General features: G+C 63.4%; 18 protein-coding genes. 13 read left to right on the top strand and 5 right to left on the bottom strand.

The features are described from left to right. Positions 1 to 109 precede the first annotated feature (109 nt). Positions 110 to 1609, top strand: a complete 1500-nt coding sequence (locus tag J2W46_RS30135; protein WP_310358829.1) for a cryptochrome/photolyase family protein — start codon at positions 110 to 112, stop codon at positions 1607 to 1609. Between the two features lie 133 nt (positions 1610 to 1742). Here the strand turns inward: J2W46_RS30135 and J2W46_RS30130 are convergent, their stop codons facing one another. Together J2W46_RS30130 and J2W46_RS30125 are read right to left on the bottom strand one after the other, a co-directional pair. Then, positions 1743 to 1919 carry a DUF3563 family protein gene (locus J2W46_RS30130; protein ID WP_084530981.1) on the bottom strand — a complete coding sequence of 59 codons (177 nt, stop codon included), beginning with the start codon at positions 1917 to 1919 and terminating at the stop codon, positions 1743 to 1745. 109 nt (positions 1920 to 2028) lie between these two features. After that, a complete protein-coding gene (locus J2W46_RS30125; protein ID WP_310358826.1) occupies positions 2029 to 3219 on the bottom strand; it encodes an extracellular catalytic domain type 1 short-chain-length polyhydroxyalkanoate depolymerase in 1191 nt (396 codons plus the stop codon). A 333-nt stretch (positions 3220 to 3552) separates the two neighbouring features. On the opposite strand from J2W46_RS30125, the gene J2W46_RS30120 reads away from it, so the two are divergent. The 4 genes from J2W46_RS30120 to J2W46_RS30105 all read left to right on the top strand — a co-directional run bounded on the left by J2W46_RS30120 (position 3553) and on the right by J2W46_RS30105 (position 6587). Next, positions 3553 to 4254 (top strand): phosphatase PAP2 family protein, encoded by a 702-nt coding sequence (locus J2W46_RS30120; RefSeq protein ID WP_087752728.1) that lies wholly within the window; start codon positions 3553 to 3555, stop codon positions 4252 to 4254. 130 nt (positions 4255 to 4384) lie between these two features. After that, complete coding sequence (gene modA / locus J2W46_RS30115; protein WP_310358822.1) at positions 4385 to 5158, top strand: molybdate ABC transporter substrate-binding protein; 774 nt, start codon at positions 4385 to 4387, stop codon at positions 5156 to 5158. A 51-nt stretch (positions 5159 to 5209) separates the two neighbouring features. Continuing rightward, positions 5210 to 5884 (top strand): molybdate ABC transporter permease subunit, encoded by a 675-nt coding sequence (gene modB / locus J2W46_RS30110; RefSeq protein WP_020071025.1) that lies wholly within the window; start codon positions 5210 to 5212, stop codon positions 5882 to 5884. Between the two features lies 1 nt (position 5885). Beyond that, positions 5886 to 6587, top strand: a complete 702-nt coding sequence (locus J2W46_RS30105; protein WP_310358819.1) for a sulfate/molybdate ABC transporter ATP-binding protein — start codon at positions 5886 to 5888, stop codon at positions 6585 to 6587. A gap of 41 nt (positions 6588 to 6628) precedes the next feature. Here the strand turns inward: J2W46_RS30105 and J2W46_RS30100 are convergent, their stop codons facing one another. Together J2W46_RS30100 and J2W46_RS30095 are read right to left on the bottom strand one after the other, a co-directional pair. Next, the gene (locus tag J2W46_RS30100) at positions 6629 to 7465 is read right to left on the bottom strand and encodes a TOBE domain-containing protein (RefSeq protein ID WP_310358816.1); all 837 of its coding nucleotides are present in this window, start codon (positions 7463 to 7465) and stop codon (positions 6629 to 6631) included. A gap of 154 nt (positions 7466 to 7619) precedes the next feature. Continuing rightward, on the bottom strand, positions 7620 to 8003 hold the full coding sequence (locus J2W46_RS30095) for a tautomerase family protein (protein WP_020071028.1): 384 nt from the start codon (positions 8001 to 8003) through the stop codon (positions 7620 to 7622). Between the two features lie 98 nt (positions 8004 to 8101). Here J2W46_RS30095 and J2W46_RS30090 point away from each other — a divergent pair, with 98 nt between their 5' ends. The 3 genes from J2W46_RS30090 (at position 8102) to J2W46_RS30080 (ending at position 10812) form a co-directional block, all read left to right on the top strand. Next, positions 8102 to 8953 carry a LysR family transcriptional regulator gene (locus J2W46_RS30090; RefSeq protein ID WP_310358813.1) on the top strand — a complete coding sequence of 284 codons (852 nt, stop codon included), beginning with the start codon at positions 8102 to 8104 and terminating at the stop codon, positions 8951 to 8953. A 723-nt stretch (positions 8954 to 9676) separates the two neighbouring features. Next, positions 9677 to 10114, top strand: coding sequence for an MbcA/ParS/Xre antitoxin family protein (locus J2W46_RS30085; RefSeq protein ID WP_088176546.1), 438 nt, complete (start codon positions 9677 to 9679; stop codon positions 10112 to 10114). Continuing rightward, positions 10111 to 10812, top strand: a complete 702-nt coding sequence (locus J2W46_RS30080; protein WP_088176547.1) for an RES family NAD+ phosphorylase — start codon at positions 10111 to 10113, stop codon at positions 10810 to 10812. Before J2W46_RS30085 ends, J2W46_RS30080 begins: the two co-directional genes overlap by 4 nt. A gap of 34 nt (positions 10813 to 10846) precedes the next feature. Here the strand turns inward: J2W46_RS30080 and J2W46_RS30075 are convergent, their stop codons facing one another. Next, positions 10847 to 11584, bottom strand: coding sequence for a metallophosphoesterase (locus J2W46_RS30075; protein ID WP_020071033.1), 738 nt, complete (start codon positions 11582 to 11584; stop codon positions 10847 to 10849). A 397-nt stretch (positions 11585 to 11981) separates the two neighbouring features. Between J2W46_RS30075 and J2W46_RS30070 the strand changes: the two genes are divergently transcribed. From J2W46_RS30070 to glgX, 5 genes are all read left to right on the top strand, one after another. After that, a complete protein-coding gene (locus J2W46_RS30070; protein ID WP_020071034.1) occupies positions 11982 to 12644 on the top strand; it encodes a DUF1345 domain-containing protein in 663 nt (220 codons plus the stop codon). Positions 12645 to 13119: 475 nt separating this feature from the next. Continuing rightward, positions 13120 to 16572 (top strand): maltotransferase domain-containing protein, encoded by a 3453-nt coding sequence (locus J2W46_RS30065; protein ID WP_310358809.1) that lies wholly within the window; start codon positions 13120 to 13122, stop codon positions 16570 to 16572. Further along, positions 16569 to 20030 carry a maltose alpha-D-glucosyltransferase gene (gene treS, locus J2W46_RS30060; protein ID WP_204523781.1) on the top strand — a complete coding sequence of 1154 codons (3462 nt, stop codon included), beginning with the start codon at positions 16569 to 16571 and terminating at the stop codon, positions 20028 to 20030. Before J2W46_RS30065 ends, treS begins: the two co-directional genes overlap by 4 nt. Then, positions 20023 to 22233: a 1,4-alpha-glucan branching protein GlgB gene (gene glgB, locus J2W46_RS30055; RefSeq protein ID WP_310358804.1), complete on the top strand. Its 2211-nt coding sequence runs from the start codon at positions 20023 to 20025 to the stop codon at positions 22231 to 22233. The genes treS and glgB overlap by 8 nt, the downstream gene beginning before the upstream one ends. 144 nt (positions 22234 to 22377) lie before the next feature. Further along, positions 22378 to 24597, top strand: coding sequence for a glycogen debranching protein GlgX (glgX, locus tag J2W46_RS30050; protein WP_020071038.1), 2220 nt, complete (start codon positions 22378 to 22380; stop codon positions 24595 to 24597). Positions 24598 to 24625: the final 28 nt, after the last annotated feature.

Here is a 24625-nt window from a genome sequence, read left to right as displayed (position 1 = left end):
CGGATCGCTCACGGCTCGCCGGGAAACGCGACACTTTAACTGCCGGCTCATCCGCGCCCGCCCTCGACGCCGAGGGCGGGCGCGCAGCCATTTACATCTCAACTTGCCGATGACACGCGTCCGACGACTGAACGACACCTTCGACACCGGCCTGGTCTGGTTTCGCCGTGACCTGCGCAGCACCGATAACGCCGCGCTGTACTATGCGCTCAAGCATTGCGAGCGCGTGTGGTGCGTGTTCGTGTTCGATACGACGATCCTGCAACCGCTGATTGATAAGTGGTTGACGCGTCATCCGGGCACGCAGGCGGAAGATCGCCGTGTCGAGTTCATTCTTGCGTCACTGCGCGAACTCGACGACGCGCTGCGCGCTCAGGGTGGCGGGCTCGTCGTGCTGAGCGGCGATCCGGTCGATCTGGTGCCGAAGCTCGCCAATGAGTTGCAGGTCGATGCGGTATTTGCGAACCACGACTACGAACCCGCCGCGATCGAGCGGGACGAGAACATGCGCGAGCGTCTCGCCGATGCAGGACGCCAATGGCTGACTTTCAAGGATCAGGTGATTTTCGAGCGCGCCGAACTGTTGACTGGCCAGAACAAGCCATTCACGGTTTTCACGCCGTACAAGAACGCGTGGCTCAAGCAACTGACAAGCTTCGATCTGAAGCCTTATCCGGTCGAAACCTACGCAGGCCACCTAGCCAAGCTGCCGGCAAAACTAGACCGGCATCTACCGACGCTCGATCAACTGGGCTTCGCGCCCAGCAATCTCGGAGAGCTCGAGTTGCCCACCGGCATGAGCGGCGCGCGGCTGCTGCTCGACGACTTTCTCACGCGTATCGACAGCTACGCAGAACGGCGAGATTTTCCGGCGGCCAAGGGTCCTAGCTATCTGTCGGTGCATTTGCGCTTTGGCACCGTGTCGATTCGCACGCTCGCGCGGCTCGCTCATGAGATGTCTCTGCAACCGGACGGCCAAGGCTCGGCCACGTGGCTCTCGGAACTGATCTGGCGGGATTTCTACTTCATGATCCTGTCGCATCACCCGAAGCTGGCTAGCGGCGCGTCGTTCAAGGAAGAGTACGACCGTCTGCGTTGGGAGCAGGGCCCGGAAGCGGATGAAGCGTTCGCCGCATGGTGCGAAGGCCGCACCGGCTATCCGCTGATCGACGCGGCCATGTTGCAGCTGAACAGCACCGGCTACATGCATAACCGTCTGCGCATGGTCACCGCGAGTTTTCTGGTGAAAGACCTAGGCGTGGACTGGCGGCTCGGGGAGCGCTATTTCGCCGATCAACTGAACGATTTCGACTTCGCGGCAAATAATGGCGGCTGGCAATGGGCGGCTTCCACAGGATGCGACGCGCAGCCCTATTTCCGGATCTTCAACCCAGTCACGCAATCGGAGAAATTCGATGCCGACGGCCGGTTCATCAAACGCTATTTGCCGCAGTTGGGGAAACTGCCGGCCAAATGGATCCACGCGCCGTGGCTGGCGGGCGCGGATCGGCTCGCACAATACGACGTTGTGTTAGGCAAGGATTACCCGGAGCCGATTGTCGACCACGCTCAGGCGAGAGCCCGGACGCTAGCTCGATTCGGAAAGTGAGCACACGCTCACCGCGTCTAGTGACGCAGCCGGAAAGCGAGTTTTTGTAGTAGCGCTACTGGCTTAGACCGACGCTCAGCCCTTCGCCAGCACCGGCGTCTTTGCTACCGCCGATGCTTTATTACAGCGCAGCTTAGTGCTGGCTCATCCACGACGGCTGACGAAAGTTCGCGTCGCGATCGAGCTTGCGCATGCGGAACTCGAGGTCGTAAAGGTCGGTCGCTTCGGCCAGGAACGCGTCAGCGCGTTCTTTTGCGAGTTGTTCGGGCGACTTGGTCAGAAACAGGAACAGGCGGGTAAGCAGGTACATGATGAGAACCTCGGCAATGAGTGTAGGCATTAACACCTAGGGGATAACCCGTATTATAGGGAAAACCCTAGGATTACGCCAACATTCATTTTCGGCTGTTGCTCAAAAGTCACCGTGCGTACGCAGAGGCGTCGGCCGAAGTGCTCTCGGCGACGCCCGCGCCCACCCGCCGCTGGTGCTTGAAGAACTCCCACACCATGGCGCTGGCGTCCGGGCCCTTCGCGGAATGAAACGGCACAGAGTCGTCTCCGCCGCTCCAGGCATGCGCGACGCCTTGCACGTGACACACGCGAACGACGCGCCGGCCGCTACGGAAATAGTCGCGCAGCGTCATGCCGCCCTTGCGCTCTTCGCGCATTTCGCCGGATTTGCGCGCGCCTTTGGGATCGATCATCCTATTCAGACGCAAAAATTGCGTCGCAAGCTGGTCGGCGTTGACCGGCGCAACCACATGATCGGCGTCGCCGTGGATGATGAGCGCCGGCATGCCCGGATAATGCGCAACGTCCGCCACCTCATCGACGAGTTCAGCAGGATCGCGCCGCGCGCCGCGCCGCATCACGTCCATCGCCGTAATGCCGGAGCGGGCTTCGCCAAAAGCAGGTCCAGAGTGCAGCGCGACCGCCGCAAAGCGGTCCGGAAAACGCAGCGCCAGCAGAGCCGCGAGCCCTGCCCCCGCAGAAATTCCAGCCACATAAACGCGCTCGCTGTCGAAACCATGCTGGGCGACCAGCGCATCGACCAGCGACACCACCGCCCGCGCCTCGGCACCACCCGCGCTTTCGCCCGAGTCGTACCAATGCCAGCACCGGTGCGAATGCGCATGCTTCGACTGTTCCGGATAAACGACAGCAAAGCCGTAGCGGTCCGCCAGCACGTTCATCCGTGTGCCTTGCGCGAATTCGTCGATGGATTGCGTGCAGCCGTGCAACATCACAAGCAGCGGCATGGCTTCGAGAGCGTGGCCCGACGGAACGTAGAGGCCGTATTGAAGATGATTAACCAGCCGGCCGGGCGCCGCAGGCGCCGAATGGAACGAACGCGTCCACGATCCGCTCGCCCAGGCGGCCGCCCGTGGGCGCACCCGCGATTCGCGTGCGGCCGCGTGCGGCGCTTCGCGTTTGACGGGCGAACGCAGCGCGGCAGACTTCAGCGGGCGAACCTTCGTCGACGGCTTGCTGGACGCCGCGCGGGTCGGGCGCTTAGTGGCGCGCTTGGCGGTCGTGTGGGCGCGCTCGGTCTGAATAGCGAGCAGGCGCTTGAGGCCGCGTAGCCAGATTTTCGATAGACTTTTTGCCATCGGCGCTGAACCTCGCAAAAAGGGCAGGATTGACGAACGCACATGCGTTTCTTGTGCAATGCACAATAACATCAATCCTCAGGCGATGCAGGAGCCGCCTGGCGAGTCCGCCGGCATCGCTCGCCGCACCAAACCTTGTCCCCGACCGCCATTAAAGGCTGCTGGCGCCTGTTAGCCGCCTAACATCCCCAAGCAAAAAGCTTGTCTGCGCGCCGCGAGCCGTCGGCAGGCGCCGTCTATACTAGGCGCTTACCCCAACGCGTCGGCGCTTTGCCTCGCTCGCGCGTTAGTGAGATATCAATGATTCTATGCGGCTCTGACCGCCTTTTCTCGATGCCCGACCTGCCAGCCCAATTGTGGTACTCGATCACCAGCCTCGGCGGCGCCGGCATGACGCTGCCGCTAGCGTTCGCCATCGCGCTGTGGCTCGGGGTCGGCTACACGTGGCGCATGGCGGCCGGCTGGCTGTTGCTGCTCGGCGCGGCAATCGGCGTCGTGACGGTCACGAAGCTGGCGTTCCTCGGCTGGGGCGTAGGGGTGCGCGAGTTCGATTTCACGGGCGTCAGTGGCCACGCCATGCTCTCGACGGCCGTTTATCCCGTCGCCCTGTTCCTGATGCTTTTGCGCACGCGGCCGCCCGTCCGCGTGCTGGGCGTTGTACTCGGGCTGGCTGCCGGAATGGCGGTTGGGTTGTCGCGCGTCGTGCTGAGCGCGCACTCGCCTTCGGAAGCAATCACTGGGTGTCTCGTCGGCGCGCTAGCCGCGCTTTTGTTCGTGCGGATGGCCTGGAACGCCGTCCCTGAGCGCCTTTCCGTGCTCCCGGTCGCGGTCAGTCTGATGGCGCTTGCCGTGCTGATGCACGGCGTTCACGTGCCGACTCAGCGCTGGGTGACGCACATCGCGCTGAAAGTCTCCGGCCACGACCGGCCGTTCATCCGCGCGAAGTGGAAGGCCGTGCGCGACGTCCGGCCGGCCGCCGCGCCGCTCTCGCAGACGCGAAACAGCCTCGCGCCGCCGCGCTCTCTGAACGCCTAAGCCGTTTTCTGCCTCGCCATCCGCCTTCTTCGCGCGGCGGCATGCTCGTCGCGCCAGCGCTATAACCTCGTCTATATTACGATACGGGTTTCCAATCACCGTCCGGCGCGCGCCGGACTTCCACACGTTCATGACACTGTCCCGCCGCCTGCTGAAACAAGCGCTGCTCATGACCAGCGCGGTCTCTATTGTCTTTAGCGTCAACGCCCGCGCCGATGAACTGGTAGTGTCCGCCGCCGCGAGCCTGACGAATGCGTTCACCGCTGTGAGCGAAGCCTTCGAAAAGCAGCACGCCGGCACCAAGGTTCTGCTGAATTTCGGCGCGTCCGACGTACTGATGCAGCAAATCGTCAAAGGCGCGCCCGCCGACGTTTTTGCGTCGGCCGACCAGAAGACCATGGACAAGGCCGCGGCGGAGAAAGTCATCGTACCGGCCACGCGTAAGGACTTCGCTGCCAATTCGCTCGTTCTGATCGTCCCGGCGGACAGCCGTTTTGCGCCGTCCAGTCTCAACGAATTGACGTCGTCGAATGTGAAACGGATTGCGTATGGCGATCCGGCCTCCGTGCCGGTTGGCCGCTACACGCAAGGTGCGTTGCAAGCCGCCGGCGTGTGGGATGCCGTGAGCGCCAAGGCCGTGCTGGCGGCGAACGTGCGTCAAAGCCTCGACTATGTGTCGCGTGGTGAAGTGGACGCCGGTTTCGTGTTCGGCACCGACGCCGCCATCGTCCCCGGCAACGTGAAGGTCGCGCTGACGGTGCCGACGCAAACCCAGATCACCTACCCGATCGCGCAAGTGGAGGGCAGCCGTCATGCAGCGGACGCGCAGGCCTTCGTGAGCTTCGTTTTGTCGCCGGCCGGCCAGGCGGTGTTGGCGAAGTACGGTTTCAAACCGGCCCACTAACGTCCGGATCGCTCCACCTCCATCAACGTCGACAACGGACCGCAGACGATCATGCAACAAGCCTGGATTCCGCTGATGCTGTCACTCAAAGTGGCAGGCTGGGCGACCGCGCTGAATCTGGTGTTCGGTGTTGCCGCCGGTTTCGGCCTGTCGCGCTGGCGCTCGGGAGCGCGGGACGTCGTCGATTCGTTGCTGACGCTGCCGCTCGTCATGCCGCCCACGGTGCTCGGTTACTACCTGCTCGTCCTGCTCGGGCGACGCGGTGTGATCGGCGCCTGGCTCGACCGCTTCGACATTCAGCTGGTGTTCACCTGGCAAGGCGCGGTGATCGCGTCGACGGTGGTGGCGTTCCCGCTCGTGCTGAAATCGGCGCGCGCCGCCTTTGAAGCCGTCGATCCCCAACTCGAACGCGCCGCGCGCACGCTCGGCGTCAGCGAAACGGCGGTTTTCTTTCGCGTGAGCCTGCCCCTTGCCGCGCGCGGAATTCTCGCCGGCGGCCTGCTCGCCTTCGCGCGGGCGCTCGGTGAATTCGGTGCCACGCTGATGATCGCGGGCAACCTGCCGGGCCGCACGCAGACGCTTTCGGTCGCGGTCTACTCAGCTGTGCAAGCGGGCGACGACGCCACGGCGAACTTCCTCGTGATCGTGACCTCGGTGACGTGCGTCGTGATCCTGCTGCTCGCCGGCCGCCTCGTGCCGCAGCGCACGCTTCTGGTTTCCCGCTGATATGCCGCTCGAAGTCGACATCCACAAGACATTCGTGAGCGCCGAACGCCGCTTCACGCTCGACGTCGCTTTCACTGCGACCACGCAGCGCGTGGTGCTGTTCGGCCCGTCCGGCGCGGGCAAGAGCCTGACGTTGCAGGCGATCGCCGGCCTGTTGCGTCCCGACGAAGGCAAGATCACGCTGCACAGCAATGCGCTGTTCGACAGCAAGCTCAATGTCGATCTGAAGCCGCAGGCGCGCAAGGTCGCGTACCTTTTCCAGGACTACGCGCTGTTTCCGCATCTGAACGTGCGTCAAAACATCGGTTTCGGCTTGCAGCGCGGCTGGTTCAATCCGCGTGCGCGCAGCAGCCATGCGCAGATCGATTACTGGCTCGACGCGCTGGAGTTACGCGGTGTCGCCGGCAATTATCCGGCGCAACTTTCGGGCGGACAGAAACAGCGCGTCGCGCTGGCGCGTGCGCTCGTCGCGCAACCTCAACTGCTGTTGCTGGACGAGCCGTTCTCGGCGTTGGACAGCACGCTGCGTCAGCGCATGCGGCTGGAGTTGTCCGACTTGCAGACACGGCTTGATATTCCGATGGTGCTTATCACGCACGATCCCGACGACGTGGCCGCCTTCGGCGATCAGGTCGTGCAGATCAGCGACGGCCGCGTCCGCGAAAATCAGGCATTCAGCGGCTACGCACGCAGCGAAACCTGATCGGCGCGCGCCCTTGGCCTTGCTCTCTCTCGCACGAACGCTCAGTCTTTCACGCCGAGAATCACGCTGGACGCCTTGAATGCCGCGACGGCGCTCGCGCCTTGTGCGAGACCGAGTGATTCGGCGCTCTCGTTCGTGACCACGGCGGTGATGATCGCGCCGCCTTCCAGCATGAGCGACACCTCGGCACTGACCGCGCCCCGCTTCACGCTTTGCACGATGCCGCGCAGCTGGTTGCGCGCAGAAAGCTTCAGCGGCGCGCTGTTTTCCCGTTCGACTAGCAACACGACCCACGACGCCTTGATCAACGCGAACGCCGCCGAGCCGACTGCAAGGCCGAGCGATTCAGTGCTTTCGTGCGTGAGGACGGCGACGATCGTGTGGCCGCCGGGGAGCGCGAGCGAGACTTCGTCGTTGATCGTGCCACGCGCGATATGCGCCACAGTGCCGTACAGCTGATTGCGTGCGCTCGTTTTTACACCGATGCGGCCGATCAGATCCCAGTCCGGCGCGAAACCTTCGATTGCGGCGCCCGCCCGCTCGAGAAAGCGCCGATGTTCGCGCTCTACCGCGCGGAATGTTTCGATGAGCTTGAATGCGCGCGGCGTCAGCGTGGTACCGCCGCCACCCTTGCCGCCAGTCAGACGCACGACGAGCGGCTCGCCGGCGAGATTGTTCATTGCATCGACGGCGTCCCACGCGCCCTTGTAGCTCATGCCGACGGCCTTCGCCGCGCTGGTGATGGAGCCGGTTTCGCCGATCGCCGCGAGAAGCGCGATTCGCGACGCGCCGCCGAGCGTATTGGCGCCCGCCTGGAACCAGACCGAACCGCCGACTTCCAGCGGTTCGTGAGACGGATCGTTGAGCTCGGGTGCCATGGCGAGGAGCGGTCAGTGAATGATCGGGAACAGCGGATCATTATAGCGACCGGTGCTGCGCCCCTCGGAGGCTGAAGGCTACGCTAGCCAGGCAAGCCGAAAGGTAACACTGCCGCGCCGCCCGGACCGCATCGGTTGAAGCGAGCGCCGCCGCTCAAAGCGCGTATTGAGCGATCCCGTTGCCGAACGACCAGTTCTCCTTCAGGACTTCGACGAGGTTAATCAGCACATCCTCTCGCCTCAGCCCGGGCGACTCGTGCAACTCATCGACCATGCGCTTGTAGAGCGCCTTCTTCTGCTCCAGCGTGCGCGTGTTGTTCAGCGTTATCTGAATCATCACGAGATCGTCGGTTCGCTGCACATTCAGGTACTGGTTGTCGTACACGAAGTTGTCCGCTTCGTGCTCCGTGATCAACATGAAGATGTCGTCCTTCGGCACGTTGAATGTGGCAACGAGCGCCCGCTGGGTGCTGTCCGCAATTGCCTTCCGATATTCGGCGGGCTTGCCGGCGCGCAAAGCGATTCGGGTAATCGGCATGACTGACTCCTCAAATGTGTGAATACGTGCACACAGCTTAGGCCGGCAGGTTCATAATGAACAGATATTGCTGGCTATTTCATCCATATTCATTCGAAATGAAAGTCCTCGATCTGGACGCCGTCCGTGCGTTCGTACTTGTCGCCGATCTCTGCAGCTTCACGCGCGCCGCCGCTGCGCTCGACACGACGCAATCCGCGGTCAGCCTCAAGCTCAAGCGCCTGGAAGTGCATCTGGGCAAGCAGTTGCTGGAGCGCACGCCCCGCGTGGTGCGTCTTTCCGGCGACGGCAAAGCGTTTCTCAGCGCTGCCCGCGATCTGTTGACCGCGCATGAACGGGCGCTGGGGTCGCTGTCAGTGGACCGTCGGCGGCTCTCGCTCGGCCTGAGCGAACACGTTGCGGGGCCCGACCTGCCGCAACTGCTGGCGCGACTGAACGCGCACGACCCGGGGCTCGTGGTCGAACTGCACCTGGGTACGTCCGCTGCGTTGCTCGCCCATTTCGACGAACGCCGTCTCGATGCGGTGATCATCCGGTATGGCGCGGACGAACCGCCGCGCGACGACGCTCAGGTGTTGTTCAGCGAGCCGCTCGAATGGCTGGCAACGCCGGCATGGCTGCCGCGGATGGGCGAGCCATTGGCGCTCGCGCTGTTGAGCCCGCCGTGCAACGTGCGCGATGTCGCGCTGCGTACGCTGACGGAGGCGTCGGTGGCGTGGCAGGAGGTCTTCGTCGGTGGCGGCGTCGCGGCTGTCGGCGCGGCGGTGGCTGCGGGACTCGCGGTGTCGCCACTTGCGCGCAGAGTCGCGCCGCGCGGTTTGATCGATGTCGGCGGGCGGCTTGGGCTGCCGCGACTGCCGGAGTCTCGCGTGACGCTGCACTCCCGCGTGCGGGACGAGCGCTCAAAGGAAACGCTGCGGCTCGTGACGAACGGGCTGGCGAGCGGGTGAGCTTGCTACGGAACGCGTTGTGGCTGCGTTGGCAATTAGCGGTTGGCCGACTCAGTGCAAGATCGGCGGAAGTGAGCCGCTGCGGGCTGTTGCCGGGTCCGCGGTTGCTGCCGTCTGATTAGCGCTGGTATTTGGCGAGGGCGCGGAGGCATGAGGCGCGATCGTCGCCGATGTTTTCGCCGCACTTCGCTTGCTCCCGTTGTCGCTCATCGCGCCGTCCCCGGCGGCGTGACTTTGGGTCGTAGCGGCGTGCGTTGCCTTCGACTGCGCGGGTTGAGTCTGTGCCACTTGGGCGCGGCCCTTCGTCCCTGAGGCGGCGACCGCTACCTTCTGCTTCGACTTACCTTGCGCCGTGTGAGAGGCTTTGTTGGCGCCCGTGGCCGCCACGGGTTTGCTAGCGCCGTGATCGGTCGACTTTTCCAGGTGACCGGCCGCGGTCGCCGACTTCGAAGCACCCTTTCCACCTCGCACAGACTGCCCGGAAACCGCGCCGTGCTTGCCATGCGCGCTCACCTCAGGCGGATTCCACACTTCTGTATAACCGGCCGCGATGGCCGCTCCAGACGTACACCACACGGCGACCGCCGTTGCTACTGCTCGAAACCACATCTGCCGCATCTCCTGAATCTTTGACTTTCGTGACGAGCCGGGATTATATTCCCTTGCAAAAATCCATATTTGGACTAGCATAGGCAATAAGTACATATAAGGACTTACCCGCTCATGGCTCATGCCGCCCGCGCCACCCAGCCCGAAGCACCTCTGCATCGGCCGACTTCGGAACCATCGTTTGCAGAAATGTCTGCGGCGGGTTTGCGCGCGTTCTTCAGAATTGCGCAAGACTGGGATCTGAGCGCCGACGAGCAGATCATGCTGCTCGGTTCGCCAGGCCGCTCCACTTTTTTCAAGTGGAAGCAGGCGCCGGAAACGGCGCGCGTCGGTCGCGATACGCTGGAGCGCCTGTCTCTGCTGCTCGGCATCTACAAGGCGCTGCAAATCCTGTTGCCGCAACCGGGCACAGCGGACACCTGGATCAAACGCCCTAACAGCGCACCTCCGTTTGGCGGCCGTCGCGCGCTGGACCGCATGCTGGCGGGCAATGTCAGCGACCTCGTGGCCGTGCGCCAGTATCTCGACGCAATGCGAGGCGGCTGGGCGTGACAGAACCGCATTGGCAGGACCGCTGGCGCAGCGCGCCTCTGGATTGGTCGCCCGCGTATCGCGTGATTCCCACTCGCTTTCCGGCCGTCAATCTGTTCGATCGGGTTGCATCGCCGGAAGATTTCGACGCGTTATACGCGCTCGAAGCAATGACCAACGACCGTCTGCGCACCGAAGTCGGAGAACTCGATCTCGTGCCGCGTGAAGAACGCCGTTTTGGTCCGGGCTACGGACCGATCATGGCCGCGCTCACGCATCTGAATCCGCTAGGCAGCAGATTTTCCGACGGCACCTACGGCGTGTTTTACTGCGCCCGTTCGCGCGTCACGGCCATCGCCGAAACGCGGTATCACACGGCCAGATTTCTGGAAGCCACCGCGGAGCCGCCAATGCGTCAGCAAATGCGCCTCTATACCGTCGTGGCCCAAGGGGAAGTGGTCGACCTTCGCGGCGATCCGAAGCTCGATCTCGCAGTGCTCTCTCCCGACGACTACCTCGCCGGCCAATCGCTCGGCCGTGCAGTGCGTGAGGCGGGAGCGCCGGGCATCGCGTATCCATCGGTGCGGGATACTGAAGGCGAATGCCTCGCTGCATTCAGGACAACGCTGTTGCGCGACTGTCACCACGCGGCGTATCTGGAATACAACTGGAACGGCACGAGCGTGGATATGGTGTTCGAGCTCAACCAGGTCGGCTGAGAGCGCCTCGATGGGCGCCTCGATAAGCGCCTCGTCAGGGCAGCGCCAGCGCCGCCGCGCCTTCGGCGCGCGCTTCTTCCACTGAAATCGACCAGCGCCGCAGCGCTCGCGGCTCGACGATAGTCAGCCTGCCGCCCGGGCCAAATGCGCCCGTGTCGATGAACACCTGCGCGCCGACCTGCTTGATGTCGCGCATCGGAGTATGGCCGCAGTACGTGAGCGACAAACCACGCTGCCGCTGCGGATCGCCGTTGCCCATCGCGAGATCACGTCCCCACAGCAATTGCTGGCGCGTGTCCGCGGAGAAATTGCCGGCATCGAGTTCGGCGTCAGTGCCGAAAAATTCGGCATGCAGAACATTGAAACGTTCAGGGCCGCTGCCCACCACGCGCACGAGCGGCAGCGTGCGCAGCCGCTCGGCATAGCGACGCAAACTCTCGTCGGGCAGATTCGCTGCCCACGCGCCGCCAATGCCGTACCACCATTGCCGCCGCAACCGGCCATCGGCGACGGCGCACAGCGCGTCTTCGTGATTGCCGAGCACGGCGAAAAACCAGGGCTTGTCGAGCAGAGCCAACGCCTGTTCGGAATGCTCGCCGCGATCCACCAGATCGCCGACTGAAAAGAGCCGGTCACATGCAGGATCGAACGAGACGAGGCGCAGCAGATAGCGCAATGCGTCGACACAACCGTGCAAGTCGCCGACTACGAAGTCGCGGCCGCTCCGGTTCGCCGAATGGTGCTGAACAGAGGTGTCGAGTACGGAAGCCATACGTTCATGATAATGCGCAATCTCCAATGCGTATGAGCGCTGCCTCTCGTAGCGCGGCAGGAGAAAGCGCAAAGTTGACAGTAAACCACGCAAAAACCCGCGCGTACGCGGCAGAGTTTGCCGAAAACAGCCTGTTTGCGGGCGCGGTCTTGCTGGCTTCGCGTTTTGACAACTCATGTTGCCCGCAAGCCGCTGTCACGCGCGCGCGAACAGCAATCCGACCTGGATTGGCCACTGAAAGTTGCGCGCACCAGTGCTGCGAGCTTGCATCCGGGCTTCGACTGAAAGGCGCTCGCAAAGCCGTTGTAAGCGGCTGTGAGTGCGACGCGCCCCGTTCATCAATCGACGCACGCAGACGAGTAGAATCCGCGACACGCCCGCCTTCCGCTTTCCTTCCATGCTCATAAAATATTATCCGCAAACGCTTCGCAATCGTCCGCGCATGCTGATCGCTCTCGCGGTCGGCGTCGTCGTCGCCATCTTGACGCCACAACACATGCGTCCGATGGTCCGCGTGCTGGTCGGTTGGGACACTACGGTGTGGACTTACCTGGTGCTGATCTGGGCGCACATGGCCGCCGCCGATGCAGGCCGCGTGCGCGACTCCGCGCGCCGTGACGACGAGAACGCCGGCGTCGTACTGTTCGTGATCTGCATGGCGACCATTGCAAGCATTGCCGCGATCGTGCTGGAACTCGCCTCGGCGAAGGGCACGGCGGGAGCGTCGACGGTATGGCACTACGCGCTGACCGGCCTCACGCTGATGGGCGCGTGGTTCCTGATTCCCACCATCTTCACCCAGCACTACGCCCGGCTCTACTACGATACCGACGTACAGGAGACGCCGCTTCTGTTTCCCGATCATTCGCTCACGCCGAACTATTGGGACTTACTTTACTTCTCGTTCACGATCGCGGTTGCCTCGCAAACCTCGGATGTCGTGCTGCGCTCACGTCCCATTCGCCGGGCCGCGCTCGCACAATCCGTTTTGTCGTTCTACTTCAACGTCGCCGTGCTCGGCTTGTGCGTGAACATCGCGGCGGGCCTTCTCGGTTCCTGAGGTTCGCCACTGCTCGAAGGCGCGCACGCACCAATACGACGCGTGCGCCTCGCCGAGCTGTGAGTCGCGCGTGCCGCTCCCAATGACGGCTATTGCCCGTCCCACCGCAGATCTCGTGTAAAACGCGGACCACCGCGGCCCGTTTTACACGTGCCCGCAGCCCTCACCAGCGGCGCGCCGACTTCGTTGCCGCACACCTTCCCATAAGGGCACTCCGTCGCCCTGCACTGCCAGTCGCGTCAATTCAGTGGCACAAGCCTTGCTGACCTCCGCAGACGGTTCTGGCCGGCCCGCCCCGACGCCTGGCGTCTGTGCACCTGTAACTGGCCAGCGGCGTGACGATCTTTGCACTACATTGACCAGTACGCGCCACAGTCTACGGACCGCGCGGCCTCCGGCTCTGGAAGCCCAATGAGCGCTGTGATCGCATGTCACTTGCATCCACACCGCAGCAGGACAAATCTGGAAACGACCGATGGAATCTCCAAACGGGTACGCGCCGCGGATCTATTTTTTTCATTCACTTCTGGTTGGACCGCTTGACGCGTGGCCCGCGCAGTTCGCCCACGCGGCCGCACTGGGCTTCGATCACGCGTTGATCGGCAGCCTCTTCGAACCGGGCCGGGCGAGCCACGGGCAGGTAGTCGGCAACCATGCGCGGCTGCATCCCGTGTTTGAAACCGAACAGCCCGCCGTCGACGCCATCCGCACTCTCGCAGGCGGGGCGCGTCAGCAAGGCCTCACGTTGCTGGTCGATCTGGTGATCGACCGGGTGGCCGCCGATGGCGCACTCTACGCGGAGCATGCGGACTGGTTCCATCCGCTGGAATCCGAAGAGGCGCGGCTAGACCCGCGGCATGTGCATCGTGAGGACAACGTCGCCTATGCGAACTTCAATGACGCCGACACGCGTGCCGCGCTAGCCGACTGGTGGACGCAGCAGCTGCTGGCGCTTGCCGACGCCGGCATTGGCGGTTTCCGCTTCGATTCTCCGCATCGCGTACCCGCCGAGGTCTGGCGGCATTTGCGCGACGCCGTGCGCACCGCGCATCCCGACGTGCGATTTCTCGCGGCAACGCCAGGCCTTGCCCGCGGCGATCTGATCGGTCTTCAGGGCGCGGGCTTCGACAGCGTGTTCTCGTCGGTGCGCTGGTGGGACTATCGCGCGAGCTGGATGGTGGAAGAGCATGCGGTGCTCGCGCGCATCGGCGGACCGATTGCGTTTCCCGAAGCGCCTTACGGCACGCGCCTCGCCGCCGAGTTGAGCGACCCGCATGATTCGAGCATCGTCGAACGCGCGTATCGCCGCGCGCTGTACGCGGCGTCCGCCATCGGCACCGGCTGGCTGATGCCCATGGGCTTCGAATACGGCGTGAGCGAACCGATGTCGCAAACGCGAGGCGACGCGTCGCAATTCGCACTGGCTTGCCAGGCGAAAAAATTCGACCTGACGCCGCAGATCACGCGCGCCAACGAACTTGCACGCACGTCAAGAGCGCTGCACGCGAACGGGGAATTGCGCGCGTTGAGCGGGCCTGGCGCACCCGCCGCGGTGCTGCTGCGCGCCGATCAACCCGACCTGCGCGATGCCGCCGAGGCGGTCCTCATCGCAATCAATCCGGAACTCGGCGCGCCTGTGCGCGTCGATCCGGCGCGTTTTCTCGCCAGCGTGCCCGGCAATTTCACGCGCTTTGTCCCTCTCGATGCGCCAGGCCGTGCCTCGCCTGCGGCTTTGACGCCGTTCGCGCTCGCACCCGGCGCTGTGCGCCTCTTCCAGGCCCTGGCGGAGAAGCCGATTTGTCTTGCGCCGCCCATCGACAAGCCCAACAGCAAGCGTAGCGGTCGCAAGACCGTGATCGAAGCGATCAACGCGCCGCGCGTGGCGATCGAAAGCGTGACGCCTTCTGTGGACAATGGCCGCTTCCCCGCCAAGCGAAGCGTGGGTGAGCGCGCTGAAATCAGCGCCGCGATTTTCGCGGAAGGACACGACAAGATCGCCGCCGCCGTGCTGTGGCGTGCCGCCGACGAGAACACCTGGCACGAAGTGCTGATGGCGCCGGCGCAGCCCGCGGGTCTCGACATCTGGAAGGCGCGCATTCCGCTCGATCGCATGGGACGTCACGAATTCACCGTGATCGCCTGGCGCGACGACTTCGCTTCGCTCGTCGAACATGTCGAGAAAAAGTTGAAGGCGGGCCAAACCGTCGAGACCGAACTCGACGAAGCCGCGCATCTGTTCGCGCTCGTGCTGGCCGAAGTCGAAACGACCGAAGGTGCGGTCATCGAACCGCTTAAAAATATCGTCGAGCATTTCACCAAGACCGACGCCGAAACGAAGCTCAAACTGCTTCTGGATGCCGGCACCAGGAAGGCGATGACCGCCGCGCGGCATCGTCCGTTCCTGAGTCGCGATCCAGTGACATACAAGATCGACGCCGAGCGCACCGCCGCGCGCTTTGCAAGCTGGTACGAAATCTTCCCGCGCTCGATGAGCGACGACGAATCGCGCCACGGCACATTCGCCGATGTCACGACCAAGCTGCCGCGCATTCGCGACATGGGCTTCGACGTGCTGTACTTCCCGCCGATTCATCCAATCGGCGTGTCGAATCGCAAGGGCCGCAACAACACGCTGAACGCACAGCCCGGCGACGTAGGCAGTCCGTATGCGATCGGCGCGGCAGAAGGCGGACATACCGCCGTGCATCCGCAACTGGGCACGCTCGACGACTTCAAGAAGATGCTCGCCGCCGCGCACGCGCATGGCCTCGAAATCGCGCTCGACTTCGCGGTGCAGTGCTCGCCGGATCATCCGTGGCTGAAGGAGCACCCCACGTGGTTTGCGTGGCGTCCCGACGGCACGCTGCGATATGCTGAAAATCCGCCGAAGAAGTACCAGGACATCGTCAATCCCGACTTCTACGCGCACGACGCGAAGCCCGACCTGTGGCTCGCATTGCGCGACGTGTTTCTGTTCTGGATCGACGCGGGCGTGCATATCTTCCGCATCGACAACCCGCATACCAAGCCGCTGCCCTTCTGGGAATGGGTGATCGGCGACGTGCGTGCGCGGCATCCGGACACGATTTTCCTCGCCGAAGCATTCACGCGTCCGCGCATGATGTACCGGCTCGGCAAGATCGGTTTCTCGCAGTCTTACACGTATTTCACGTGGCGCGAGTCGAAACGCGATTTCATCGAGTATCTGACGGACCTCACGCAAACCAGCGCACGTGACTTCTATCGGCCGAACTTCTTCGTGAATACGCCGGACATCAACCCACGCCATCTGCAATCGCAGGGACGCACCGGCTTTCTGATTCGCGCGGCGCTCGCTTCCACGCTCGCCGGCTTGTGGGGCGTGTATAGCGGCTTTGAACTGTGCGAGGCGGCTGCGCTGCCGAACAGCGAGGAATATCTCGATTCCGAGAAGTATCAGTTGCGCGCGTGGGACTGGAACCGGCCCGGCAACATCACGGCGGAGATCGCCGCGCTCAACCGCATTCGCCGCGCGAATCCCGCGCTGCAAACGCACCTCGGCCTCACGTTCCTGCCCGCGCACAACGACAACATTCTATTCTTTGAGAAGGCAACCGAAACGCGCGACAACGTGATTGTCGTCGCCATCAATCTCGACCCGTTCAACGAACAGGGCGCGGACATCGAATTGTCGCGGGAGACATTCCAGAATTGGAATCTGCACGATCAGGGCGCGCTCGAAGTGACCGATCAGATGACAGGCGCGCGTTTCACATGGCACGGCCGCTGGCAACATGTGCGGCTCGGCCCGGGCCAGCCTTTTTCTATCTGGCGCATTGCGCCGCTCGGCGGCCTGCCCGCAGAGCGTCCCGATGAAGCCGACAGCGATTCGACCAGCGACCTTCACGCAGACGCTGGCAACCCTACCCCGACGGAAGGTGCGATATGAAGCGTGACGATCCCTCACAAGGCACGTCGGAAGCCCAGGCAAGCACGGCAACCGCCACCGCAACAAAAGCTCGCGCGCGCCGCCGCGGCAAGCCCGCGACATTGAGCGACGATCCGCTCTGGTACAAAGACGCAATCATCTACCAGGTGCACATCAAGTCGTTCTTCGATGCGAACAACGACGGCGTCGGCGATTTTCCCGGCCTGATCGCCAAGCTCGATTACATCGCCGAACTCGGCGTGAATGCGATCTGGCTGCTGCCGTTCTATCCGTCGCCGCGTCGCGACGACGGATACGACATTGCCGATTACCGTAACGTGCATCCTGACTACGGCCAGCTTTCCGACGTCAAGCGCTTCATTCAGGAGGCGCATGCGCGCGGCATCCGCGTGATTACCGAGCTCGTGATCAACCACACGTCGGATCAGCACCCGTGGTTTCAGCGCGCGCGCCGCGCAAAGCCGGGCTCGAACCATCGCAACTTCTACGTGTGGTCCGATACCGACCAGAAGTATCAGGAAACACGGATTATTTTCATCGACTCGGAGCCGTCGAACTGGACGCACGATCCGGTCGCGGGCGCTTACTACTGGCACCGCTTTTACTCGCACCAGCCCGATCTGAATTTCGACAATCCGGCCGTGCTGCGCGAGGTGTTGCAGATCATGCGCTTCTGGCTCGACATGGGTATCGACGGGCTGCGGCTCGACGCGGTGCCCTATCTGGTCGAACGCGAAGGCACGAACAACGAGAATCTGCCGGAAACGCATGCCATTCTGAAAAAGATTCGCGCGACTATCGACGCCGAATATCCGAACCGTATGCTGCTCGCCGAAGCGAACCAGTGGCCGGAAGATGTGAAGGAATATTTCGGCGACGAAGACGAATGCCACATGGCGTTCCACTTCCCGCTGATGCCGCGCATCTACATGTCCATTGCGAGCGAGGACCGCTTTCCGATCACGGACATCATGCGGCAAACGCCGGACCTTGCCGAAACGAATCAGTGGGCCATTTTCCTGCGCAATCACGACGAACTGACGCTCGAAATGGTCACGGATTCCGAGCGCGACTACCTGTGGAATACCTACGCGAGCGATCGCCGCGCGCGCCTCAACCTCGGCATTCGCCGCCGCCTCGCACCGCTGATGGAGCGCGACCGCCGCCGCATCGAGTTGATCAATTCGCTGCTGTTGTCCATGCCGGGCACGCCCGTTATCTATTACGGCGACGAACTGGGCATGGGCGACAACATCCACCTTGGCGACCGCGACGGTGTGCGCACGCCGATGCAATGGTCGTCGGACCGGAACGGCGGCTTTTCGCGCGCCGATCCTGAGCAACTTGTATTGCCGCCCGTGATGGGTTCGCTTTACGGCTTCGACGCGGTCAACGTCGAAGCGCAAAGCCGCGATCCGCATTCGCTGCTCAACTGGACCCGGCGCATGCTGGCCACGCGTCGCGCGAAACAGACTTTCGGACGCGGCACGATCCGCTTCCTGAAGCCGGAGAATCGCAAGATTCTCGCGTATCTACGTGAGATGCCCAACGAGCCGCCGATCCTTTGCGTCGCGAATCTGTCACGCGCACCACAAGCGGTGGAACTCGACCTGTCGGAATTCAACGGCTCGGTGCCGATTGAAATGACCGCCGATTCCGTGTTCCCCCCAATCGGCCAGTTGACTTACCTGCTGACGTTCCCGCCGTACGGCTTCCTGTGGTTCATGTTGTGTCCAGGTGGACAGCGTCCGACCTGGTCGCAGGCGCACCCCGAGCCGTTGCCCGAATTCGTCACGATCGTGATACGCGAGGGCCAGGTCGGACCGACGCCCGAAAACGTGCGGCTCCTCGAATCCGAAGTGCTGCCTTCGTGGTTGAGCCGCCGGCGCTGGTTTGCATCGAAGGATCAGAAGATGCATGCGGTCCGGCTCGCCGCGTTGACCACGATCCCCAACGGAGGCTTCGCCTTTACCGAGATTGAAGCGGACGTCGGCGATCACACCGAACGTTATGTGGTGCCGATCGCAATCACCTGGGGTGGCGAGACGACCACGCCGCTGTTCCTTCAACTTGCATTGGCGCGTGTGCGGCGCGGCCGCAACGTCGGGCATCTGACCGACGCATTTGCGTTGCCGATCTTCGCGCACGGCGTGATGCGCAAGTTGCGCGAACGCGCGGTCATACCGACCGTGCAGAAAAGCGAGATCAGGTTCATTCCGACGGAGCGTTTCGCTGAACTCGAAAATCTCGGCGAACGTCCGGAAATTCGCTGGCTCGCGGCGGAGCAAAGCAACAGTTCGCTCATCATTGCAGACGCTGCGGTACTGAAACTGGTGCGGCGCCTCGTGAGCGGGATTCATCCGGAAGCGGAGATCAGCCGCTATCTGACGCAGCTCGGTTATGCGAACACCGCGCCGCTCTTTGGCGAAGTGGTGCGCGTCGATCCCGAGGGCGTGCCGCATACGCTCGCGATTCTGCAAGGCTATGTCGATAACCAGGGCGATGCCTGGAACTGGTCGCTCGATCATCTGCGCCGCTCGGTGGACGAACTCGCGATCGCCGTCGATACCGACGCGTCGTCGACGCCCGACCGCGGCAACGAAACTCTTCTGCTGGAAGGCTACTCGTCGTTGGCCGGCATCATCGGCAGGCGCCTTGGACAGTTGCACGTCGCGCTCGCCTCGCCGACCGACGACCCGGCGTTCGCACCCGAACAGGCAAGTGCCGAGCAAGTGAAGGCATGGGTCGACGGCACGCAGTCGATGCTCGCGAGCGCGCTCGACCTGCTCGCGCCGCGCGTCGACCAGATGCTCGATGCGGAGACGAAAGCCCTCGCGAAAAGCCTGGTCGACCGGCGTGCCGCGCTGGTCGAGGCCGTCAACAAACTGGTTTCGCCCGACACGCAAGCGCAGCGGATTCGCATTCACGGCGACTTCCATCTGGGCCAGGTGCTGGTCGCACAGGGCGACGCCTATCTGATCGACTTCGAAGGCGAGCCGGCGCGCTCACTCGAAGAGCGTCGGCAGAAGTCGAGCCCGCTGCGCGACGTGGCCGGCCTGATGCGTTCGTTGTCGTATGCGAGCGCCGCGGCGCAGTCCACCATGGAAAGCGCACCGCAGCAGACCGCGGATCGCAAACGTTCCCTGTTCGACCGTTTCCGCGTGCAAGCCACGGAAACATTCCTGAAGGAATACCGCGCGGCCACCGCCGAAGCACCGACGCCGCTCGTCGCGCCGGAGGCGGAACAGGCGCTACTCGATCTGTTCCTGATCGAGAAGGCTGCGTACGAAATCCGCTATGAAGCGGCCAACCGTCCGGCATGGCTCAGCTTGCCGGTGCGCGGACTAGCCGCGCTCGCAGGCCGTTTGCTCGGCGACAAAACCACGTCGCACGATCCGTCAACCCAGGCGCAAGACGCCGCCACACCGCCTCATCCGGCCGAGGGCGACTATGAGTGAACACGATCCGGCCGCAGGCCTCCAGCCGCTCGATATGGATGCGCTCGTCGAAGCGCGTCACCCCGATCCTTTCTCGCAGCTTGGCCTGCACCACACGGACAGTGGTCCCGTGGTGCGCGCGCTGTTGCCGAATGCGGCGCACGTCAGCGTGATTTCGCGCGCCGACGGCTCGTTGCTCGGCGAACTTCAGGAGTTGCGTCCGGGCCTTTTTGCGGGCCGCGTGAGCGCGGCGGTGCCGCACCGTCTGCGTATCGACTGGCATGGCACGGAGCAGGAAATCGAGGACACGTATTCGTTCGGCCCCGTTCTCGGCGATGAACCGCTCGGGCGTCTCGCGGGCGGCGATCCTTATGCCGTGCTCGAGTGTCTCGGCTCGCGTCCGATGGAAGTGGACGGCGTGCCCGGCGTGCGCTTTGCCGTATGGGCGCCGAACGCGCGGCGCGTCTCCGTGGTGGGCGACTTCAACGCGTGGGACGGCCGGCGTCATCCGATGCGCCTGCGTCATCAGGCGGGCGTGTGGGAATTGTTCGTGCCGCGGGTCGGGCCGGGCACGCGCTACAAATACGAGCTGCTCGCACGCGACGGCCATCCGCTGCCGCTGAAGGCCGACCCTTGCGCAATGCAGACCGAGAAGCCGCCAGGCACGGCGTCGGTTGTCGCACATGTCGACGAGATCGAACAGTTTCCGTGGAGCGACCACGAATGGATCCAGTCGCGCGGCGAAAAGCAGACGCCGCGCTCGCCGATTTCCATTTACGAGGTGCATGCGGAATCGTGGCTGCGCATCGCCGAAGAAGGTCAGCGCGGCCTCAATTGGGAAGAACTCGCCGAGCGCCTGATTCCCTATGTGAAGACCATGGGATTCACGCACGTGGAGTTCATGCCGGTCGCGGAACATCCGTTCGGCGGATCGTGGGGCTACCAGCCGCTTGGGCAGTTTGCGCCGTCCGCGCGCTTCGGCAAACCGGAGCAGTTCGCCGCCTTCGTCAACAAGGCGCACGAGGCCGGACTCGGTGTGATTCTCGACTGGGTGCCCGCGCATTTCCCGAACGACGCGCACGGCCTCGTCGAGTTCGACGGCACGCCGCTTTACGAACATGCCGACCCGCGCGAGGGCTATCACCAGGACTGGAACACGATGATTTACAACCTCGGCCGCAACGAGGTGAGCGCGTTCCTGGTGGCCTCGGGCCTCGCGTGGCTGAAGCGCTATCACGTGGACGGCCTGCGCGTGGACGCCGTTGCGTCGATGCTTTACCGCGACTATTCGCGCGCCGCCGACGAGTGGGTGCCGAATATTTACGGCGGGCGCGAAAACCTCGAATCGATCGCGTTCCTGAAGCGCCTCAATCATGAAGTGGGCTACGTGCCAGGCGTGCCCGGCGCGATCACCATCGCCGAGGAATCTACCGCCTGGCCAGGCGTGACGGCGCGCGTCGAAGACGGCGGCCTGGGTTTCAACTTCAAATGGAACATGGGCTGGATGCACGACACCCTGCACTACATGCAGGAAGATCCCGTCTATCGGCAGTACCACCATCACAACATGACGTTCGGCATGGTCTACGCGTATTCCGAGCGCTTCGTGCTGCCGCTCTCGCACGATGAAGTGGTGCACGGCAAAGGCTCGCTGCTCGGCAAGATGCCCGGCGACACGTGGCAGAAGTTCGCCAATCTGCGCGCGTATTTCGGCTTCATGTGGACGCACCCTGGCAAGAAGCTGCTTTTCATGGGCGGCGAATTCGGTCAGATCGCGGAATTCAATCATGACGCGTCCCCGCACTGGCATCTTCTCGACGACGCTCATCACCATGGCGTGCAGTTGCTGGTCCGCGACCTGAACCGTTTGTACAGCCACGAACCGGCGCTGCATCTGCTCGACAGCGAGCCAGGCGGCTTCGACTGGCTGGTGGGCGACGACAGCGCCAACAGCGTGTTCGCGTATCGCCGCACGGACGGGGCGGGCCGCGAACTGGTCGTGGTGTGCAACATGACGCCGGTGCCGCGCGTCGGTTACCGCGTCGGCATGCCGCGCGAAGGACGCTGGTCGGAAGTGCTCAATACGGATGCAGGCGTGTACGGCGGCTCGAATATGGGCAACGGCGGTCTTATTCATACCGAGGCGATTCAGAGCCACGGCTGGCCGCATTCGGCCTCCCTGACCTTGCCGCCGCTAGCGACGATCGTGCTGCGAGCCGATTGAGCGGAGACTGACAGGGAACCGGGTGCGATCGGGCGCCGCCCGGTCGTGCCGAAGCGAGCGCGCGGCCGCGTGAAAACCGGCCGCGCGCTCGTTGCATGAAGGCCCGCGCTAGCGCTGCATCAAACAGAACAAGGAAGCGGAACCATGTCGCATGCAATGCCCGACCGGCTTCTGCCTGGCTCGCCGTATCCGCTCGGAGCCAGTTGGGACGGCCTTGGCGTCAACTTTGCAGTGTTCTCGGCGAACGCGCAGAAAATCGAGCTTTGCCTGTTCGATCCCACGGGTCGCAAGGAGATCAAGCGCTACCCGCTGCCCGAATGCACTGACGAAGTGTGGCACGGCTATCTGCCTAACGCGCATCCGGGCACCGCTTACGGCTTTCGCGCGCACGGTCCGTATCAGCCGCAGCATGGGCATCGTTTTAATCCGCACAAGCTGCTGCTCGATCCGTACGCGCGCAAGCTCGTCGGCCAGTTCCGCTGGTCGGATGCGTTGTTTGGTTATCGCGTGCATTCGAATCGCGCGGATCTTTCAATCGACCGGCGCGACTCCGCGCCTGCGATGCCTAAGTGCGTCGTGATCGACGAAGCGTTCGACTGGTCGCACGACAAGCGCCCTGATGTGCCGTGGGGCGAAACCATTATTTATGAAGCGCATGTGCGCGGCGCGTCGATGCTGCGCCCCGATTTGCGTCAGCATGAACGCGGTACGTTCGCGGCGCTGTCGTCGCCGGACTTTATCGAGCATTTGCTGAAGCTCGGTGTGACCGCCGTCGAATTGCTTCCCGTACATGCATTTCTGAACGACCGCTTTCTGGTTGAACGCGGCCTGCGCAACTACTGGGGCTACAACACAGCGGCATTCTTCGCGCCCGAGCCGTCGTATCTCAGCACGCACCGGCTCGACGAAATGCGCATTGCCGTGCGCCAGTTGCACGCGGCCGGCATCGAAGTGATTCTCGACGTGGTGTACAACCACACGTGCGAAGGCAACGAAATGGGCCCGACCGTCTCATGGCGCGGCCTCGACAACGCAAGCTACTACCGGCTGATTCCCGGCGACGAACGGCACCATATCAACGACACCGGCTGCGGCAACACGGTGAATCTGCCGCATCCGCGCGTACTGCAAATGGTGATGGATTCACTGCGCTACTGGTCGACGGCCTTCAATATCGATGGCTTCCGTTTCGATCTCGGCGTGACGCTCGGGCGCGAGCAGCATGGTTTCGATCCGGGCTCGGGCTTCTTCGATGCGCTGCGCCAGGACCCGATCCTCTCGCAACGCAAACTGATTTCGGAGCCGTGGGACATCGGTCCGGGCGGTTATCAGCTTGGCAATCATCCACCGGGTTTTGGCGAATGGAACGACCGTTTCCGCGATACCGTGCGCCGTTTCTGGCGTGGCGACGCGGGCCTGCGGCCGGATCTCGCTGCGCGCCTGACCGGTTCCGCCGATTTCTTCAACCGGCGTTTCAGGAAGCCGTGGGCGTCGATCAATTTCGTCGCGTCGCATGACGGTTTTACGCTTGCCGACATTACTGCGTATGAGCACAAGCACAACGAGGCGAATCGCGAAGGCAACAACGACGGTCACAACGAGAATTGCAGCAGCAACTGGGGCGTGGAAGGACCGACCGACGACCCGGCGATTCTCGAAACCCGAAAACGCGTGGCGCGCTCGATGATGGCCACGCTGCTCGTCGCACTCGGCACGCCGATGATGCTCGCCGGCGACGAATTGTTGCGCACGCAGAACGGCAACAACAATGCGTACTGCCAGGATAACGAACTGTCCTGGATCAACTGGGAAGCCGCGCAAGCGCCGGACGGCCGCCAGATGACCGAATTCGTGGCGCGCGTGATCGCGCTGCGCAAACGGCATCCGCTGCTGCGCGAAACGCGTTTTCTGTTTGGCGACCGTGAAGTGTTGCCGGGGCTTTTCGACATCGGCTGGTTCGACGAGAAAGGCGACCCGCTGACGATCGAAGCCTGGCAGGACCCTGAAGGGCGCGCATTCACATTGCGGCGTGCGGGTCCGGGCCTGAATGGCGAAACGGAAGTATTGTTGATGATGCTCAACGCGAGTGCGGAAGGGCTGCGTTTTACGCCCCCTGCGCCGCACCTGGAATGGCACGTGCTGTTAGACACTGCGGATACGGAAAGCGCGCCGCACCGGCTCGCCGCGTTGGATATCGAAGTCGCGGCGCATGGCCTCGTGATACTGGCCGCGCAACCGGTCGGCGAGGCCGACTGGCAAGCGGGCTGGATAGCCGGCGCGCAGCATGGGCCGCGTCTGTTGACTGCCCTGCCGCCCGATCCCGGCGAGCATCCGCCGACGAGCGACTCGTCGCCGACCACGTAGATCGCGGCGGCGATGCCGCCAACGGCGT

This window comes from Paraburkholderia strydomiana (assembly GCF_031456815.1).
Taxonomy (GTDB): domain Bacteria; phylum Pseudomonadota; class Gammaproteobacteria; order Burkholderiales; family Burkholderiaceae; genus Paraburkholderia; species Paraburkholderia caledonica.
Note: the sequence above shows the minus strand (reverse complement) of the source record. Positions and strands in the feature narration are given on the sequence as shown.

Coding starts and splice junctions, on each gene's coding strand:
- J2W46_RS30135 (WP_310358829.1), top strand. CDS start 110: ATGACACGCGTCCGACGACTGAACGACACCTTCGACACCGGCCTGGTC.
- J2W46_RS30130 (WP_084530981.1), bottom strand. CDS start 1,919: ATGTACCTGCTTACCCGCCTGTTCCTGTTTCTGACCAAGTCGCCCGAA.
- J2W46_RS30125 (WP_310358826.1), bottom strand. CDS start 3,219: ATGGCAAAAAGTCTATCGAAAATCTGGCTACGCGGCCTCAAGCGCCTG.
- J2W46_RS30120 (WP_087752728.1), top strand. CDS start 3,553: ATGCCCGACCTGCCAGCCCAATTGTGGTACTCGATCACCAGCCTCGGC.
- modA (WP_310358822.1), top strand. CDS start 4,385: ATGACACTGTCCCGCCGCCTGCTGAAACAAGCGCTGCTCATGACCAGC.
- modB (WP_020071025.1), top strand. CDS start 5,210: ATGCAACAAGCCTGGATTCCGCTGATGCTGTCACTCAAAGTGGCAGGC.
- J2W46_RS30105 (WP_310358819.1), top strand. CDS start 5,886: ATGCCGCTCGAAGTCGACATCCACAAGACATTCGTGAGCGCCGAACGC.
- J2W46_RS30100 (WP_310358816.1), bottom strand. CDS start 7,465: ATGGCACCCGAGCTCAACGATCCGTCTCACGAACCGCTGGAAGTCGGC.
- J2W46_RS30095 (WP_020071028.1), bottom strand. CDS start 8,003: ATGCCGATTACCCGAATCGCTTTGCGCGCCGGCAAGCCCGCCGAATAT.
- J2W46_RS30090 (WP_310358813.1), top strand. CDS start 8,102: ATGAAAGTCCTCGATCTGGACGCCGTCCGTGCGTTCGTACTTGTCGCC.
- J2W46_RS30085 (WP_088176546.1), top strand. CDS start 9,677: ATGGCTCATGCCGCCCGCGCCACCCAGCCCGAAGCACCTCTGCATCGG.
- J2W46_RS30075 (WP_020071033.1), bottom strand. CDS start 11,584: ATGGCTTCCGTACTCGACACCTCTGTTCAGCACCATTCGGCGAACCGG.
- J2W46_RS30070 (WP_020071034.1), top strand. CDS start 11,982: ATGCTCATAAAATATTATCCGCAAACGCTTCGCAATCGTCCGCGCATG.
- J2W46_RS30065 (WP_310358809.1), top strand. CDS start 13,120: ATGGAATCTCCAAACGGGTACGCGCCGCGGATCTATTTTTTTCATTCA.
- treS (WP_204523781.1), top strand. CDS start 16,569: ATGAAGCGTGACGATCCCTCACAAGGCACGTCGGAAGCCCAGGCAAGC.
- glgB (WP_310358804.1), top strand. CDS start 20,023: ATGAGTGAACACGATCCGGCCGCAGGCCTCCAGCCGCTCGATATGGAT.
- glgX (WP_020071038.1), top strand. CDS start 22,378: ATGTCGCATGCAATGCCCGACCGGCTTCTGCCTGGCTCGCCGTATCCG.